Annotated in this window: 16 protein-coding genes; 9 read left to right on the forward strand and 7 right to left on the reverse strand. The window is 52.4% G+C overall.

Annotation, left to right across the window (positions count from 1 at the left end; all coding sequences use genetic code 11):
* Nucleotides 1–61 precede the first annotated feature (61 nt).
* Nucleotides 62–1,261: an MFS transporter gene (locus MPHASIOC01_RS01750; protein WP_353613820.1), complete on the forward strand. Its 1,200-nt coding sequence runs from the start codon at nucleotides 62–64 to the stop codon at nucleotides 1,259–1,261.
* Between the two features lie 10 nt (nucleotides 1,262–1,271).
* On the opposite strand, the gene MPHASIOC01_RS01755 is transcribed toward MPHASIOC01_RS01750, so the two are convergent.
* Together MPHASIOC01_RS01755 and MPHASIOC01_RS01760 are read right to left on the reverse strand one after the other, a co-directional pair.
* Entirely contained in the window at nucleotides 1,272–1,832 is a 561-nt protein-coding gene (locus MPHASIOC01_RS01755; RefSeq protein ID WP_064597840.1) for a DcrB family lipoprotein, read from the reverse strand.
* Nucleotides 1,833–1,904: 72 nt separating this feature from the next.
* Nucleotides 1,905–2,570, reverse strand: a complete 666-nt coding sequence (locus MPHASIOC01_RS01760) for a 7-cyano-7-deazaguanine/7-aminomethyl-7-deazaguanine transporter (protein WP_064597842.1) — start codon at nucleotides 2,568–2,570, stop codon at nucleotides 1,905–1,907.
* Between the two features lie 349 nt (nucleotides 2,571–2,919).
* On the opposite strand from MPHASIOC01_RS01760, the gene tusA reads away from it, so the two are divergent.
* The gene (tusA, locus tag MPHASIOC01_RS01765; RefSeq protein WP_064597844.1) at nucleotides 2,920–3,165 is read left to right on the forward strand and encodes a sulfurtransferase TusA; all 246 of its coding nucleotides are present in this window, start codon (nucleotides 2,920–2,922) and stop codon (nucleotides 3,163–3,165) included.
* A gap of 5 nt (nucleotides 3,166–3,170) precedes the next feature.
* Here the strand turns inward: tusA and MPHASIOC01_RS01770 are convergent, their stop codons facing one another.
* Both MPHASIOC01_RS01770 and MPHASIOC01_RS01775 read right to left on the reverse strand, forming a co-directional pair.
* Nucleotides 3,171–5,426, reverse strand: coding sequence for a zinc/cadmium/mercury/lead-transporting ATPase (locus tag MPHASIOC01_RS01770; protein WP_353613821.1), 2,256 nt, complete (start codon nucleotides 5,424–5,426; stop codon nucleotides 3,171–3,173).
* Nucleotides 5,427–5,565: 139 nt separating this feature from the next.
* Nucleotides 5,566–6,192, reverse strand: a complete 627-nt coding sequence (locus MPHASIOC01_RS01775) for a lysoplasmalogenase (protein ID WP_064597848.1) — start codon at nucleotides 6,190–6,192, stop codon at nucleotides 5,566–5,568.
* 157 nt (nucleotides 6,193–6,349) lie between these two features.
* Here MPHASIOC01_RS01775 and MPHASIOC01_RS01780 point away from each other — a divergent pair, with 157 nt between their 5' ends.
* Nucleotides 6,350–6,709 (forward strand): DUF2500 domain-containing protein, encoded by a 360-nt coding sequence (locus tag MPHASIOC01_RS01780; RefSeq protein WP_064597849.1) that lies wholly within the window; start codon nucleotides 6,350–6,352, stop codon nucleotides 6,707–6,709.
* A 9-nt stretch (nucleotides 6,710–6,718) separates the two neighbouring features.
* Here the strand turns inward: MPHASIOC01_RS01780 and MPHASIOC01_RS01785 are convergent, their stop codons facing one another.
* Together MPHASIOC01_RS01785 and rsmD are read right to left on the reverse strand one after the other, a co-directional pair.
* Nucleotides 6,719–6,988: a DUF1145 family protein gene (locus MPHASIOC01_RS01785; protein WP_036114227.1), complete on the reverse strand. Its 270-nt coding sequence runs from the start codon at nucleotides 6,986–6,988 to the stop codon at nucleotides 6,719–6,721.
* Nucleotides 6,978–7,574 carry a 16S rRNA (guanine(966)-N(2))-methyltransferase gene (gene rsmD, locus MPHASIOC01_RS01790; protein WP_353613822.1) on the reverse strand — a complete coding sequence of 199 codons (597 nt, stop codon included), beginning with the start codon at nucleotides 7,572–7,574 and terminating at the stop codon, nucleotides 6,978–6,980. The genes MPHASIOC01_RS01785 and rsmD overlap by 11 nt, the downstream gene beginning before the upstream one ends.
* Nucleotides 7,575–7,822: 248 nt before the next feature.
* Between rsmD and ftsY the strand changes: the two genes are divergently transcribed.
* The 4 genes from ftsY (at nucleotide 7,823) to rpoH (ending at nucleotide 12,152) form a co-directional block, all read left to right on the forward strand.
* Nucleotides 7,823–9,295, forward strand: a complete 1,473-nt coding sequence (gene ftsY, locus MPHASIOC01_RS01795; protein ID WP_353614995.1) for a signal recognition particle-docking protein FtsY — start codon at nucleotides 7,823–7,825, stop codon at nucleotides 9,293–9,295.
* Between the two features lie 2 nt (nucleotides 9,296–9,297).
* Nucleotides 9,298–9,966: a cell division ATP-binding protein FtsE gene (gene ftsE, locus MPHASIOC01_RS01800; protein ID WP_064597852.1), complete on the forward strand. Its 669-nt coding sequence runs from the start codon at nucleotides 9,298–9,300 to the stop codon at nucleotides 9,964–9,966.
* On the forward strand, nucleotides 9,944–11,023 hold the full coding sequence (ftsX, locus tag MPHASIOC01_RS01805; protein WP_369936959.1) for a permease-like cell division protein FtsX: 1,080 nt from the start codon (nucleotides 9,944–9,946) through the stop codon (nucleotides 11,021–11,023). The genes ftsE and ftsX overlap by 23 nt, the downstream gene beginning before the upstream one ends.
* Nucleotides 11,024–11,294: 271 nt before the next feature.
* The gene (gene rpoH, locus MPHASIOC01_RS01810) at nucleotides 11,295–12,152 is read left to right on the forward strand and encodes an RNA polymerase sigma factor RpoH (RefSeq protein ID WP_064597856.1); all 858 of its coding nucleotides are present in this window, start codon (nucleotides 11,295–11,297) and stop codon (nucleotides 12,150–12,152) included.
* Nucleotides 12,153–12,215: 63 nt separating this feature from the next.
* Here rpoH and MPHASIOC01_RS01815 read toward each other — a convergent pair whose 3' ends face one another.
* Nucleotides 12,216–13,721: a PLP-dependent aminotransferase family protein gene (locus tag MPHASIOC01_RS01815; RefSeq protein ID WP_064597858.1), complete on the reverse strand. Its 1,506-nt coding sequence runs from the start codon at nucleotides 13,719–13,721 to the stop codon at nucleotides 12,216–12,218.
* A gap of 129 nt (nucleotides 13,722–13,850) precedes the next feature.
* Between MPHASIOC01_RS01815 and MPHASIOC01_RS01820 the strand changes: the two genes are divergently transcribed.
* Together MPHASIOC01_RS01820 and MPHASIOC01_RS01825 are read left to right on the forward strand one after the other, a co-directional pair.
* Complete coding sequence (locus MPHASIOC01_RS01820) at nucleotides 13,851–15,131, forward strand: 4-aminobutyrate--2-oxoglutarate transaminase (protein WP_064597860.1); 1,281 nt, start codon at nucleotides 13,851–13,853, stop codon at nucleotides 15,129–15,131.
* A complete protein-coding gene (locus tag MPHASIOC01_RS01825; protein WP_353613823.1) occupies nucleotides 15,128–16,582 on the forward strand; it encodes an NAD-dependent succinate-semialdehyde dehydrogenase in 1,455 nt (484 codons plus the stop codon). Before MPHASIOC01_RS01820 ends, MPHASIOC01_RS01825 begins: the two co-directional genes overlap by 4 nt.
* Nucleotides 16,583–16,593: the final 11 nt, after the last annotated feature.

Here is a 16,593-nt window from a genome sequence, read left to right on the forward strand (position 1 = left end):
ACCCATGTATTTTCAGGGTATAGTGAATTACCTGGTAACTTATTATTTCCGGTAACCTGCCATGTCAGCCCCTGTTTCAGAAGCCCCGCTCAGTGGTGCGCGCCTGAATTTGCGCATCGGCTCCATCGTTATGTTCAACTTTGCCAGCTACCTTACAATTGGCCTGCCCCTGGCCGTGTTACCGGGCTATGTCCATGACGTTATGGGGTTCAGTGCTTTCTGGGCTGGCCTGGTTATCAGCCTGCAATATTTTGCGACCTTACTTAGCCGCCCGCACTCTGGCCGTTCGGCTGACCGCTTCGGCCCCAAACGCGTGGTTATTCTTGGGTTATGCGGTTGCCTGCTTAGTGGCGCATGTTACCTGCTGGCCGCTAATTTTGAACACCTGCCTGCCGTGAGCCTTGCCGCATTGTGCCTGGGTCGGGTTATTCTCGGCCTTGGGCAAAGTTTTGCCGGTACAGGGTCAACTTTGTGGGGCGTGGGGGTGGTTGGTTCGGCGCAAATAGGCAAAGTGATTTCGTGGAATGGTATTGCCACTTATGGCGCCATGGCGCTGGGGGCCCCGCTCGGTGTATGGATTTACCACCTGGGTGGGTTGTTTCTGCTGGCACTGGTGATTATGGGCGTGGCATTGCTGGCAATCTTGCTGGCGCTTCCCCGTCCTCATGTGAAGGCTAGTAAGGGAAAACCCCTGCCGTTTCGCGCCGTGCTGGGCAAAGTATGGGTGTATGGTTTGGTTCTGGCACTGGGGTCGGCCGGTTTTGGGGTTATCGCCACTTTCATTACGCTGTTTTTTCAGGCGAAAGGGTGGTCTGATGCCGCCTTTGCTCTAACGTTGTTCAGCAGTGCATTTGTTGGGGCACGGTTGTTATTTCCCAATGCCATTAACCGCCGGGGTGGTGTGTTTGTCGCAATGTGCTGTCTGAGCATAGAGATTGTGGGTTTGGTGCTGGTAGGGTTCTCAATGTCCCCCTGGGTGGCGAACATGGGAGCTTTACTGGCGGGCGCCGGGTTCTCGCTGGTCTTTCCTTCATTGGGTGTGGTGGCGGTCAAAGCCGTGCCGCAACCAAATCAGGGGAGTGCGTTGGCGACCTATACCGTATTTATGGATATGTCTTTGGGGATTACCGGGCCACTTGCCGGATTAGTGATGGCATGGGCGGGTGTTCCGGCTATCTACTTTGGTGCGGCCGGGCTTTCGGGAATCGGGTTGTTGCTAACCTGGCGAATGAAAAACCGGCCCGCATTACAGGCCGGCTAATCGTAATGCGTTATTTCACTTCAACACTGCCGATAATATTATTCGCAACAACCTGCGATTGCTGCTGATTGTTTGCAGGCAGGGTTACTTGCATGGTGACCAGTTTATTGTCCACATTCCCCAGCAGAACAGAAGACCAGGCTGTGTGGCCTTTTGCTGAGATAATGCTGTCGAGTTGCTGGAAAGTATGACCATGTAATTCTACAGACTTGTTGGCGATAACCTGTAGTTGCGGGTCGCGGTCACGTTGTTCATTTTCCAGGCGCTTGCCCAGTACATCCAGTGCATCCACACTCTTATCGCCCACAATCACAATGACTGCGGATTGCCCGGTTGGATCAGAGTACACATGCAAATTATTGGCCTGAGTGCCCAGTTTCCCGCTCTGGTCGCTCATATCCGCCGGTAAGGTGAAATTCAGCTTGCCTTCGAGTAACGAGACCGTGTTGCTCTGTGCTTTTTGACTCTGGGCAGCATTATTTGCTGTTGGCGTATTGCTGTCTTTATTGTCACAAGCTGCCAGCCCACAGACCAGCAGGCCAATACCGACATATTTTACCAGGTTGCGCATTGACATCTTCCTTTGAGTTAAACAGCCATGATGGCTATCCGCCCAGTTTACCACAAGAAAAAAGCGCGTCCCTTAATGGACTTGCAACACTGTTAAATCAGATTTGTCTGCCAGCTTTTTCAACACCACATTGAGCAGTACACCATAGGCGGGCAGGAAGAAGACCATACTGATAAGAACCTTGAAGCTGTAGTCTACCAGTGCAATTTCGACCCAGTGTTGTGCCATAAATGGATCCGGGCTGTGCCAAAACGCAATAAAGAAAAATGCCAGGGTATCGCTGATATTGCCTAAAAAGGTGGATGCCGTGGGTGCCAGCCACCAGTAATGGCTCTGGCGCAGGCGGTTAAAGACATGAACATCCAGAATTTGCCCCAGAGCGTAGGCCATAAAACTCGCGGCAGCAATACGGGCAACGAACAGATTGAAATGCCCCAGCGCACTAAACCCTTGCCAGGCACCATCGGCAAACAGCGAGGAGATAACATAGGAAATCAGTAATGAAGGAACCATTACAGCAAAAATAATCCGCCGGGCCAGTGGCGCGCCAAAAATACGCACGGTCAGGTCAGTTGCCAGAAAAATAAACGGGAACGTGAAGGCACCCCAGGTGGTGTGAAAACCAAACACGGAAACCGGGAGCTGTACCAGGTAGTTGCTGGAGGTAATCACCAGCAAGTGGAACAACGAAAGCCAAAAAAGCGCATGCATGCGCTGGATTGCGGTAAAACGAATCATCAATGTCACCTTTTTGTTTGCTGGGGTGAGGGAACCCAGTCACTGGTTTGCCTGGCACGATATGCGCCATAGCGAGGAAAACCGCCGAATGATACGCAGTTGAGCAAGTTTTGCAATGGTTAATTTTAACGCAATCGTTCACGCTGCTTGCGCTGTTGCGTGCTCTGCGTAAACTAGAGCGCCTGAGACTTACAGGCAGAGACTCGCACGGTTTTGCTGTAAGGTGCATCGTAATAAATGGTAAATCAGAATTCTGATTTACCACTCTGTTCTTTTAAAAAACCATGATAGCTGGCTGGTATACGCTGGCTTATCAACTGCCTGGTTTTATGACTTTTTAGAGAAAACTATGTCAAATCTGTTTTCCAGCCCTGACCATACGCTTGATGCGCAAGGGCTGCGTTGCCCGGAACCGGTAATGATGGTGCGCAAAACGGTACGTGGTATGCAAACCGGTGAAACATTGCTGATCCTGGCCGACGACCCGGCAACCACTCGCGATATCCCCGGTTTTTGTCGGTTTATGGAGCACGAGCTGGTAGCCCAGAGCACAGAAACCCTGCCCTACCGCTACCTGCTGCGTAAACAACACTGATTCTGTTACCGGGCGCGCTGGCGTAACAGCCGCAAGGCATTTAATGTCACCAGCGCCGTAGCGCCGGAATCCGCCAGCACAGCCATCCACAACCCGGTAATACCCAATAAACTGGTGACCAGAAAGATACCCTTCAGGCCAAGGGCGAGGGTGATGTTCTGGCGGATATTGTTGTGCGCAGCGCGTGCCAGACGAATCATGTCGGGTAAAGCACTAAGGTTGCTGTGAGTTATGGCGGCATCAGCGGTTTCCAGCGCGACATCGGTTCCGTTCCCCATGGCAATGCCTGTCGTTGCGGCCTTCATTGCCGGAGCGTCATTGATACCATCTCCTACCATGGCGATGGTACCCTGTTCGCGCAGACGAGCTACCGCTGCCACTTTATCGGCGGGTAATAAACCAGCCTGAAATTCAAGCCCGGTTTCTTGGGCAATAGCGGCTGCGGCTCGTGGGTTATCGCCGGTTAACATTGTGCCACGGATCCCCATACTCTCCAGCCTGGCAATGGCATTACGGGCATCCTGGCGTAGGGTATCCTGCAGGGCAAAGTAGCCCAGTAATTGATGGGAAGTGAGTGCTACAACCAGAATCAATGTTCGCCCGGCTGTTTCCTGTGCAGTGATGGCTGCGCTGTGTTGTGGTGTGAGAACACCACCGGGTGCGGCATCTGGCGCGCACAGAAAATAATCTTCACCGTTAATCTGTGCCTGAATACCCTTGCCAGGAATGACCCGCTGATTGAGGGCTTCGGGAAGAACCAACTGTTGCTGTTGGGCGGCGGCTACAATCGCCTGTGCCAGTGGATGCGTGGCACCTTGTTCAACAGTTGCTGCCAGGCGCAATAACTCATTTTCACTGATTTCAGCGCAGATTTCAGTGTGAACAATTGATGGTTTGCCCAGGGTTAATGTTCCGGTTTTATCAAAGGCGATATGGCGTACGGTGCCCAGTTGCTCCAGTGCTGCGCCGCCTTTAATCAAAGCGCCAAAACGTGCACCTGCTGCCAACGCAGAGGTAATGGCCGCTGGAGTGGAAATGACCAGCGCGCAGGGGCAACCAATTAATAGCAAGGTCAGCCCTTTATAAATCCATTCCTGCCAGGGCGCTGCAAACAGCAAAGGCGGAAGTAATGTTGTCAGGAGTGCCAGCAGGATAACCAGCGGTGTGTAAACCCGACTGAAGCGGTCAATAAAACGCTCGACTGGCGCTTTACGGCTTTCCGCCTGTTCAATCAGGTTGAGAATTCGGTCGATGGCATTCTCTCCCGGACGGGATACGACGGTGAGTGTTACCCGGTTCTCCACACTGGTACTCCCCGCAGGTACAACATCATGTTGCCGGTGAACGACAGGAACAGATTCGCCAGTAAGCGCACTTTCATCGAAGCTGGCGATATCATCATTTAATGTACCGTCTGCCGGAAGCCGCCCGCCTGCGGCGATTTCAATAATATCGCCTGGGCGCAACGATTCTGCCGGAACTGTCTCTCGCTGACCATTTTGCAGGCGCGTGGCGGTATCGGGTTTTAACGCCATGAGCGCACTGACACCACTGCGGGCTCGTTGTGCGGCGTAACCTTCCAGGTGCTCGCCCAGCATAAATAGCAGCAGAACCATTGCAGCCTCAGCCGTGGCGCCAATAAATAACGCCCCAAGGGCAGCAACTGTCATCAGGGTTTCAATACTGAATGGACTGCCGGTTTTTATGGATTTAAACGCCTGGCGGGCAATTGGCCACAGGCCAACCAGCGTGGTCAGGATAAAGGCTACCTGTCCGGCTATGGGTGAAAATGCGCGAACAGCCCAACTACAGAGCATCATGGCGGTTAGCACAAACAATGGCAGATAATCGCGCCATGTGTGGGTTGACACGGCGGGACGGGTATTGCTGTGTAAACGGTAACCCGCGTTATTGACCGCACGCTCAACCTGTTTGCGAATATCGCTATCGGCATCTACAACCAGTTTTTCACTGGAGAATACGACCTGCACCTGCTTTGCTTCACTGAGCTGGCGTACGGCCGTCTCAACTTTTCTGGCGCAGGCTGCGCAGTCCATTCCTTCCACTCGCCATTGAAAACGCTGGCTGGCTGCCTGCATTTTGCCGGCCTCGGATTCAGCATTTGCTGTTGCGGCACAACAGGCCGTTTTACCCTGGCAACAGGAGGATTGTTCTGCCGATGACGCAACAGGCTTAAGCCGGGCAGTACTCAATGACGGAACCTGGCGCTGGGATGAAGTGGGTGGCGGTGAGATACGCATACAGTCTCCGGTAAAAAAGCAGGGCCTGTATTAATGCTAAACTCTGGAGTCAACTCCAGAGTCAAGTAAAAAATGCGTTCACCTTTGCTAACGGAAAAGGGGAAAGGGGAAAACTGTCTTACGCTTTCCCGTTGCCATTTTACAGATAGAGCGAGCGAACAATTAAGAAATGCCCGGCGAAATAGAATGCCGCAGTTATTGCCCGGCCTGCAGTAAAACGCCGCCTGAAGTGGCTGAATAGCCAGATGCTATGGCTGATTAACAACAACGCTGTACCAACAAAGGCCGAAAAGCGGGTATCCACCGGGCGGGCAAAGTAGAGCTCTGCCGCCAGCCATACCATGACCAGTGTCATCCCCACAAACGCACAGACAGGCCAGCGCAGTTCTCCTAATTTGCTCCAGACAACTGCCAGTAACAGGGCACCCAAAACTGCCAGCACTACCGGCACTGGCCACCAAAAACTGAAACTCATCTGGCTGGCGAACCAGACTGTATAGAGCAGGTGCGACAGAAAGAACGCACTAAGGGCATAAATAAAGCGCTGGGTGGGCAGCAGCAGTAAGGCATCTCCTGCCATAGAAGCCACCACTCCGGCCAGCACAAGGTAGCTCATTAAATTAAACATGGGAGCTTGCCAGGCCAGCAGTAGCAACAGTAACAACGTGACGGGTTTAAACAGCCAGCGTTGCCATCCAGGACCGCGGTAGGACGCATCAACATACAGCCAACCAGAAAAACACACTGCAATAAATGACCAAAGCATAGTCACTCTCCCTGTCTGGATTGATGGGCTAAAAAAAAGGGCTGGCGCATATACCTGTGCGACCTTTCCTTGTTAAAGTCTGGGCGGCAAAGTGCCTGGCTGACAACACCACTAAGCACAGAGTAGTCTGAAACTCGTTGTATCACTGGGGAAAGGTATGAGTAAACCGCCATTTTTTTTCGTTGCTGTTATTGCGGTAATCGTGGTTCTTGCTTCGTTACGTTACTTGCAGCAGCGCCGCCAGGATGCCGAAAATGACAGAGCGCCAGTCAGTCTTAAAACGATGGTGGTGTCCAGTAAGCGGGAAGTGCCGGTAACGAAACGGCGTTCACGCGAACAACAAGTTTCCTCGCCTGCGGATACTGTGCGCTATGAGATGGGTTTTCGTGCGCCGCAGGGTGGCGTGGAAATGCGCTTTCGGGTAACGGCGCAGCAATACCACGCCGTGTCCGTTGGCGACCATGGTACGTTGCATTACCAGGGCACCCGGTTTCTGGAATTTACGCCAGCACCCTGAATACAGGCATCATGGTTTTTTTTGTTGTTTCTTTTGCCAGGCCAGCAATTCGAATACGCCGAACAAAAAGATGCGTGTTTGCTGCAATGTGCCGATTTTTGGGGAGTCTTTACCCTGGCTTGCTTTCAACAAAGTGACTTGCAGGCCATGCATAAAAAACGTGAAAACCATCGCCACATTCATAAAGTAGTTCAGCGGCTTAGGAAAGGGGTGGATCAAGTTCAATACCATAAACCCCCACACGCCGAGCATCAGCAGGCGGCCCAGATTAATCAGCATTCTGTTCTCCTTGTGCTTTGCGCAAGTAAAGGCGATAGGCCACTTGCCCGGCCGTTTTTTCGCGGTGTAATTCCCAGTTACCAGGCACTGCGGGTAACCCATGTTCTGATTCGCTCTCAATATAAATCACTGCGTCTGGGGCCAACCAGTTATTGTGTTCCAGTAATTGCAATGCCTCTTCCAGCAGCCCTTTACGAAACGGAGGGTCGACAAACACGATATTGTGCGGTGAACCGGGTTGTGCAAGGTGTGCCAGTGTATTGGCCGCCAGCACTTTACCGTTACTGGCATTGAGCGTTGCCAGGTTTTTTTGCAACTGTGTAGCTACGCTGCGTTCCAGTTCAAGCAATGTCGCACTGGCCGCGTAGCGGGATAACGCTTCCAGACCCAGTGCGCCACTTCCGGCAAAACAATCGAGGCAGTGCGCATCAACAATATAGGGTGCCAGCCAGTTAAACACTGTCTCCCGCACCCGGTCTGTGGTGGGACGCAGGCCGGGGCTGTCTGGCACCGGGAGTTTACGCCCCCGCCATTGCCCGCCAATAATACGTATCTGGCCGGCGCCGTTAGTTTGTTTTTTCTTCATAAATCGCACTGAGCTTAAGGATGTTGCGGCTATTCTAGCGGCGAGCGCGCAATGGGGAAACCTCCATCCATTCCGGCTATGTGATTAACCTGCTGCATTTTGCAGCCAGCCTTGCGGGATAGCATCTGCCGGAGTGCTCACTTGACGGGAAAGTGATAGACTGTCTCATTCAATTATTTCCATTTTGGGTCCCTGCTGAAGGCATGCGGGGCATCGCCATGAATCAGCAGCGAGGAGTGTGGTCGCCGATGGCAAAAGAAAAAAAACGTGGCTTGTTTTCCTGGCTGGGCTTTGGCCAGAAGGCTGCGGAAGAAGAACAAAAACAGGATGTTGCTGAGCAGGACGCAACCCCCCGGGAAGGCGACGCAGCGGCTGCGCTACAGGGCAGTGACAGTGTGGTGGGCGCAGAGCAGGCGGCAGAGCCTGAAGCGGCTGCACCCGCTGAAGATGCACATGCGCGCAATGTGGCAGAACTGGCTACAGAAAGTGAAACCGGCGTATCTGCTGAACTGACGTCATCGCCCGATAATGCCAGTGAAGAACACCTTGTTGAAGAAAAGGTTGTTGAAGACGAGGCTGTTGAAAAGGATGCGGAAGATGCTGGTGTTGAGCATTCAACGCCAGTAACAACCGCTGAGGCAGTGGAAGATACCGACAACATGGTTGCTGCCGGTGTAGTTGAGCAGGTTGCGGAAGCCGCACAGCTTCCTGCAGAAGCAGAAGCAGAAGCAGAAGCAGAAGCAGAAGCAGAAGCAGAAGCAGAAGTACTCTCTGAACCCATTGAGCAGGAAAAACCCACTAAAGAAGGTTTCTTTGCCCGCCTGAAACGTAGCTTGGTTAAAACGCGCCAGAATCTGGGTTCCGGATTTATCTCCTTGTTCCGCGGCAAAAAAATCGATGATGATTTGTTCGAGGAACTGGAAGAACAACTGCTCATCGCGGATGTTGGGGTGGAAACCACTCGTAAAATTATCACCAACCTTACGGAAGGCGCTTCCCGGAAACAACTGCGTGATGCAGAAGCCCTGTACGGGTTACTGAAAGAAGAGATGGCGGAAATCCTGGTAAAAGTAGACCAGCCGCTGGATATCGAAGGGAAAACACCGTTTGTTATTCTGATGGTTGGGGTGAATGGCGTAGGCAAGACCACCACCATTGGTAAACTGGCGCGCCAGTTCCAGCAGCAGGGCAAATCAGTGATGCTGGCGGCAGGGGATACTTTCCGTGCGGCGGCTGTAGAGCAGTTGCAGGTTTGGGGTCAGCGTAATGATATTCCGGTGATTGCACAACACACGGGCGCGGATTCCGCTTCGGTGATTTTTGATGCCATTCAGGCAGCGAAGGCTCGTCATGTTGATGTGCTGATAGCCGACACCGCCGGTCGCTTACAGAATAAAGCGCACCTGATGGAAGAGCTGAAAAAGATTGTCCGGGTGATGAAAAAGCTCGATGAAAGTGCACCCCATGAAGTGATGCTGACAATTGATGCCAGTACCGGGCAAAATGCAGTCAGCCAGACGAAGCTGTTCCATGAAGCAGTAGGTCTGAGTGGCATCACGCTCACGAAGCTTGATGGTACTGCGAAAGGGGGAGTTATCTTCTCGGTTGCTGACCAGTACAGCATTCCAATTCGCTATATTGGGGTGGGTGAACGTATTGAAGACCTGCGTCCGTTTAAAGCGGACGATTTTATTGAGGCATTATTTGCCCGAGAGGATTAAAGATGATTCGCTTTGAACATGTCAGCAAAGCTTATCTCGGAGGAAGACAGGCGTTGCAGGGCGTATCGCTCCATATGCAACCAGGCGAGATGGCATTTCTGACCGGGCACTCTGGCGCCGGGAAGAGTACATTGCTCAAGCTCATTTGTGGCATTGAACGCCCGAGCGCGGGAAAGATCTGGTTTAGCGGGCATGAGATCAGCAGGCTGAAAAATCGGGAAATCCCGTTTCTGCGCCGCCAGATTGGCATGATCTTCCAGGATCACCACCTGCTAATGGACCGCACTGTGTTTGACAACGTCGCTATCCCGCTGATTATCGCTGGAGCCGGGGTGGAAGATATCCGCAGGCGGGTTAGTGCAGCGCTGGATAAAGTCGGTCTGCTGGACAAAGCGAAAAATTTCCCTATCCAGTTATCTGGTGGTGAACAGCAGCGCGTCGGTATTGCCCGGGCGGTGGTGAATAAGCCTGCCGTTTTGCTGGCGGACGAACCCACCGGTAACCTGGATAATGCATTGTCGGAAGGCATTCTGCGTCTGTTCGAAGAATTTAACCGCGTTGGGGTGACGGTATTGATGGCAACCCATGATACGGCGTTGATTGACAGCCGCCCTTACCGGGTGCTGACACTTAGTGACGGGCATTTGCATGGAGGCGTTGCGGGTGAATAAGCATGATGCGCTGAAGCGTATACGTCGCTTCGGCAATAAATTGCAGGACTTTAAGGACCGGGCGGCCAAAAGCGCAACACCGGCTTCCCGTAATGTGAAAGCCCGCCATAAAGGGGGCAATAAACGAGGGAAGCCGGGTAACCGTAATGTATTTAATGAACAGGTGCGTTACGCCTGGCAGGGGGCACTGGCTGACCTGCGCAGTAAACCTTTTGCCACATTTCTGACGGTAATGGTGATTGCCATTTCACTGACGTTACCCAGTGTATGCTATATCATTTACAAAAATGTCAGTGAAGCAGCAAGCCAGTATTACCCTTCGCCACAAATTACTGTGTATTTCGAGAAAACACTCGACGATAACGCGGCACAGCAAGTGGTGGGGCAAATCCAGGCAGAGCCTGGCGTCGATAAAGTCAACTATCTGACGCGCGATGAAGCGCTGGGTGAGTTCCGTAACTGGTCTGGTTTTGGTGGCGCGCTGGATATGCTGGAAGAAAACCCACTGCCAGCAGTGGCTGTTGTGGTGCCCAAAATTGATTTTCAGAATACGCAATCTCTGACTACGCTTAAAGACCGTATTTCCCGTATCCATGGTATAGATGAAGTGCGTATGGATGACGGGTGGTTTACACGCCTGGTCGCTATTACCCAGTTGGTAGGCAATGTTTCGGCCATGATTGGTATTCTGATGGTTGCGGCAGTCTTCCTGGTGATTGGTAACAGTGTGCGCCTCAGTATCTTTGCCCGGAGAGATACTATCAATGTACAAAAATTGATTGGTGCAACTGATGGTTTTATTCTGCGACCATTTTTGTATGGTGGTGCCTTGCTGGGCTTCAGTGGCGCATTTTTATCGCTGATACTGTCTGAGGTATTAGTGTTGCGTCTTGCGTCTGCGGCCGGAGATGTGGCGAAAGTATTTGGCACGACATTCAGTATCAGCGGGTTTTCCTTTGATGAAGCCCTGTTGTTATTGTTGGTGGCGGCAATGATCGGGTGGGCAGCGGCATGGCTGGCAACAGTTCAGCATTTACGCCACTTTACGCCCGATTAAAAAAATTCTGGTATACTCTCCCATTGCCTGCGAGAAATCGCAGCCGGGAGAGAGACGTAATGAATAACCCGGCGTCACTTTTCCGGATGTTCATACCTGTGTCACACTTTGTGTGTAAAATATTCACAAATCATATGTGAACTTGTGGATAACTTTATTGTCATAGCTAAGGTGTGAATGATAGTCTCGTTATTCAACACGCTTTGGTAAAAGCATGACTGCCTGACAGGGGTATGCTCAATACCAGGCGACAGGTGATGTGAGGATTTGAATGACCAAAGAAATGCAAAATTTAGCTTTAGCCCCGGTAGGCAATCTGGAATCGTATATCCGGGCGGCCAATACCTGGCCGATGTTATCGGCAGATGAAGAACGGGAGCTGGCTGAACGGCTGCATTACCAGGGTGATCTGGAAGCAGCTAAAAAGCTGATTCTGTCGCACCTGCGCTTTGTTGTTCATATTGCGCGCAACTATTCCGGTTATGGTCTGCCACAGGCTGACCTCATTCAGGAAGGCAATATCGGGCTGATGAAAGCGGTGCGCCGCTTTAACCCGGATGTCGGTGTGCGCCTGGTATCATTTGCAGTGCACTGGATCAAAGCTGAGATCCATGAATATGTGCTGCGCAACTGGCGTATCGTGAAAGTAGCAACAACCAAAGCGCAACGTAAACTGTTCTTTAACCTGCGTAAAACGAAACAGCGTTTAGGCTGGTTTAACCAGGATGAAGTCGAAATGGTTGCCCGCGAACTGGGCGTTACCAGTAAAGATGTGCGTGAAATGGAATCACGTATGGCAGCCCAGGATATGACCTTCGATATGCCAGGCGATGATGATTCCCATGACAGCCAGCCAATGGCTCCGGTCCTCTATCTGCAGGATAAATCTTCAAACTTTGCCGATGGCATTGAAGATGATAATTGGGAATCACATGCCGCCGATAAACTCACTCTGGCGCTGGAAGGCCTGGATGAGCGTAGCCAGCAAATTATTCGGGCTCGTTGGCTGGATGAAGACAACAAGAGCACATTGCAGGAACTGGCAGATCAGTATGGTGTCTCTGCTGAGCGTGTTCGCCAGCTTGAAAAGAACGCCATGAAAAAACTGCGAGCAGCTATCGAAGCCTGATTGGCACCGAACACAATCACCCCGTTTGCTACCCGGCAGACGGGGTTTTTTTATGCCGGTCATTCAGCCCCTGGTGGGTAATTCCAGTTCCGGACAAGCCCGGTGTATGCAGGGCAGTAACTTCAGAAATGCGCGTTCCATTTCCTCTTCGGGCACACAGGCAAACCCCATCAACAGCCCCTTATGTACCCGTGTTCCGAAGTAATAACGGGATAGCGGCCGCACCAGAATCCCCTGCGCGCTGGCGGCCTGGGCAATCGCCACGTCATCGGCCGTTAAAGGCAGGTTTAAAATCAGGTGCAACCCGGCATTATTGTTGAAATCCCCCAGTGCCGGTTCACCTAAATAGCGAGTAATCAGCCCTGCCAGAAAAGCCCGCCTGCGTGCGTACAGTAAGCGCATCCGGCGAATATGAGCTGTGTAGTGCCCCTGGGTAATAAACTGCGCCAGCGCATTTTGTGCCAGCAAATGCCCCCCGCGGTACAATTCCCCGTGTGCGGTTTTTAATGCACTGGCAATGGCTTTGGGAAGCACCACATAGCCAAGCCGCAAGGCCGGGTAGAGGGTTTTACTGAATGTTCCAATGTAAATAACGGGCGGGTCACGAACCAGACCCTGAAGGGCGGGAATCGGCTGCCCCGAAAAGCGAAACTCACTGTCGTAATCATCTTCCACAATCCAGCTGCCACTGTAGCGCGCCAGAGCCAGTAAGCGCTGGCGGCGTTCCAGGCTCATGACTGACCCCAACGGATATTGGTGGGATGGCGTTACGAAAATCAGGCGTGGTGGCCTGCCTGTGAGTGGTGGGTCTGGTGGGTTCATGCCGTACTGGTCAACACTGACAGGCGTAATCCGGACATCATTCATCCGCAAAATATTGCGAATTCCCCAGTAAGCGGGCTCTTCAATCCAGGCATTGTCGCCGGGATTGCACAGCATGCGGCTGATTAAATCAAACGCCTGATGTATTCCTTCTGTAATCAGGATCTGGTCTGGGGAGCAGTGCACTGAGCGTGCGACACGTAAATAATCCGCCAGGGCGAGTTGCAGGTCGGGGCTGCCTCCCTGGCAACTGTAAGTCAGTTGTTGGGCACCAGGGCGGCGGCTGATCCTGGCCTGGATTTTACTGAATAGTGCATGGGGAAATGCGGTTACATCCGGTACCCCAGGAATAAACGCTCCCCACTGCTGTGGGCTTGCACTACTGTGGTTCAGTAAGGTCTGACCACGCAATGAGAAGGCCTGAGACAGATCAGAGTCTTCTTCTGAGTTAAGTATTTCTGGAGAGGAAAAAAAAGTGTCTGGCAGGGTTTGTGCGATAAAAGTACCACTTCCCTGGCGGGAAACGATATATCCCTCGGCAAGTAATTGTTCATAAACTGTTAAAATAGTGTTGCGAGAAAAGCCAAGTTGCTGTGCCAAATCCCTGGATGGGGGCAAACGGCTCATTGGTACCAGACTACCATCAAGAATAGTCAGGCGTATCGCGTTGTAGAGCTGCTTATGCAGCTTATCTTCTGGCTGTTCTGCCAAACGTATTTGCAGTAAATCACCAATCAACGAGCGCAATTGGATCCCTCAATTTTTCTTAACTGGTACTAGATTATAGGGCCATACCCTGTGTAAATAAACGTCACTGTATAAGTTTTGTTGCACATACGTGAAAGGCTACCAGCCTCAGTGACAGGAGAATTCAGGGTGAAAAATCAGCAATTAGATAAACGTCGTCAGGATGCCACACCGCGTGGCGTAGGTGTTATGTGTGGTTTTTATGCCGAAAAAGCCGAAAACGCCACACTGTGGGATGTTGAAGGTAATGAATATATTGATTTCTCCGCCGGTATCGCGGTGCTGAATACCGGCCACCGTCATCCAAAAGTGATTGCCGCAGTAGAACGCCAGCTCCAGTCATTTACCCATACGGCCTACCAGGTGGTGCCTTATGAAAGCTATGTTTCCCTGGCCGAACGTATTAACGAGCGGGTACCTGTAGAGAAACCAGCAAAAACCACTTTCTTCTCTACCGGGGCAGAAGCGGTAGAAAACGCCGTAAAAATTGCCCGCGCTTACACACGCCGCCCGGGCATTATTACCTTTTGTGGTGGGTTCCATGGGCGTACTTTCATGACGATGGCGCTGACCGGCAAAGTGGCCCCCTACAAAATTGGTTTTGGCCCGTTCCCCGGTTCTGTATTCCATGCGCAATATCCAAATGCACTGCACGGTGTGAGTGTGCAGGATGCGATGGACAGCATTGAGCGCCTGTTTAAATCCGACATCGAGCCAACCCAGGTGGCAGCCATTCTTCTGGAACCGGTCCAGGGCGAAGGCGGTTTTATCCCTGCCCCTGCTGAATTTATGCAGGCGTTACGCACACTGTGTGATGAGCATGGCATTTTGCTGATTGCCGATGAAGTGCAGTCTGGTTTTGCCCGCACTGGCAAGTTGTTCTCCATGGAACATCACAGTGTTAAACCAGATCTGATGACTATGGCAAAAAGCCTGGCTGGTGGATTCCCGCTGTCCGGGGTCGCCGGGCGCGCGGAAGTGATGGATGCGCCAGGACCGGGTGGGCTTGGTGGCACTTATGCCGGTAACCCGCTGTCTGTTGCCGCCGCTCACGCTGTGCTGGATGTGATAGATGAAGAACAATTGTGCCAGCGTGCCAGTCAACTTGGCCAGCACCTGGTAGAAGTACTGACTAAAGCCCGCGAAACCTGCCCGCACATTGCTGAAATCCGTGCACAGGGCTCCATGGTTGCCGTGGAATTCCTGGATCCCCAAACCGGTAAACCGTCTGCTGATTTCACTCGGGGTGTAATGCAGCGTGCAATGAAAGAAGGCTTGCTGTTGTTGAGCTGTGGTGTGTACGGCAACGTGATTCGTTTCCTCTACCCGTTAACAATTCCTCAAACACAATTCAGTAAAGCGCTGGATATTCTGAGCCGCGCTCTGCAACAGGAGGCCGCGGCACAATGAAACTGAATAATCCTGGCTTACTTTGCCAGCAGGCACTGGTCAATGGTCAGTGGTGCAACGCGCAGGATGGGAAAACAGAGGCTGTCACGAACCCGGCAACGGGCGAAGTGATAGCACATGTTCCCCAACTGAGTGCGACTGAAACGGAGCGGGCCATTACTGCTTCTCAACAGGCACAGGCGGAGTGGAAAGCGCTGACTGCCAAACAACGTGCCGGTTATATGCAGGCCTGGGCCACCGCTATTCTTGAGGCTCAGGAAGACCTGGCGCAGTTAATGACAGCAGAGCAAGGCAAGCCGCTGGAGGAATCTCGTGGTGAAGTGGCCTATGCGGCATCGTTCATCACCTGGTTTGCTGAAGAAGCAAAACGGGTAGATGGCAGTGTATTGCAGGCTCCTCAGGCCACCCAGCGCCTGGTGGTTATTAAGCAACCCGTTGGTGTGTGCGCGGCGATTACACCATGGAACTTCCCGGCCGCCATGATCACTCGCAAGGCGGCACCCGCGCTGGCCGCAGGTTGCAGCATGATTGTCAAACCCGCAGAGCAGACACCACTTACTGCACTGGCTCTGGGTAAACTGGCGCAGGATGCTGGTATTCCGGATGGCGTGTTGCAAATCGTCACGGGCGATGCAGCCGAGGTTGGCAAAGTGCTGTGCGACAGCCCAGTAGTACGCAAGCTGAGCTTCACGGGTTCCACGGAAGTGGGCCGTATTCTGATGGCTCAATGCGCGCCGACCATTAAGAAATTGTCGCTGGAGCTGGGAGGTAATGCACCCATCATCGTATTTGACGATGCGGATATTGATAACGCCGTGGCTGGCATTATGGCGTCTAAATTCCGTAACAGCGGGCAAACCTGTGTATGCGCCAACCGTGTTTATGTGCAGGACGGGGTCTATGACCAGGTTATGGACAAGCTGGTGCAGCAAGTTGAAAAGCTGACTGTGGGCGAAGGCACCAAACCGGGCACCACTCAGGGGCCGCTGATTGATAGTCAGGCTATCGACAAGGTGCAACAACACATTGCCGATGCCGTGAGTAAAGGCGCACAGGTGGTGACTGGCGGGAAACCCCATGTACTTGGCGGAACCTTTTTTGAGCCGACGGTGGTGCGCGATGTGAACAAAACCATGCGGTTTGCCACTGAAGAAACATTCGGCCCTGTCGCGCCTGTATTCCGGTTTACCACTGAAGCGGAAGTGGTGCAGATGGCGAACGACACTATTTTTGGCCTTGCAGCCTACTTTTTTACCCGCGATGCCTCGCGCCAGTGGCGTGTTTCTGAAGCGCTGGAATACGGCATGGTCGGCGTGAATACCGGTCTTATCTCAAATGAAGTCGCACCTTTTGGCGGCGTCAAACAATCTGGGCTCGGACGCGAAGGATCGCGCTACGGAATTGAGGAATATCTGGAGCTTAAGTACCTGTGTATCGATATGAGCTGTTAATCACCATTAAA

Source organism: Mangrovibacter phragmitis, from assembly GCF_040429585.1.
Taxonomy (GTDB): Bacteria; Pseudomonadota; Gammaproteobacteria; order Enterobacterales; family Enterobacteriaceae; genus Mangrovibacter; species Mangrovibacter phragmitis.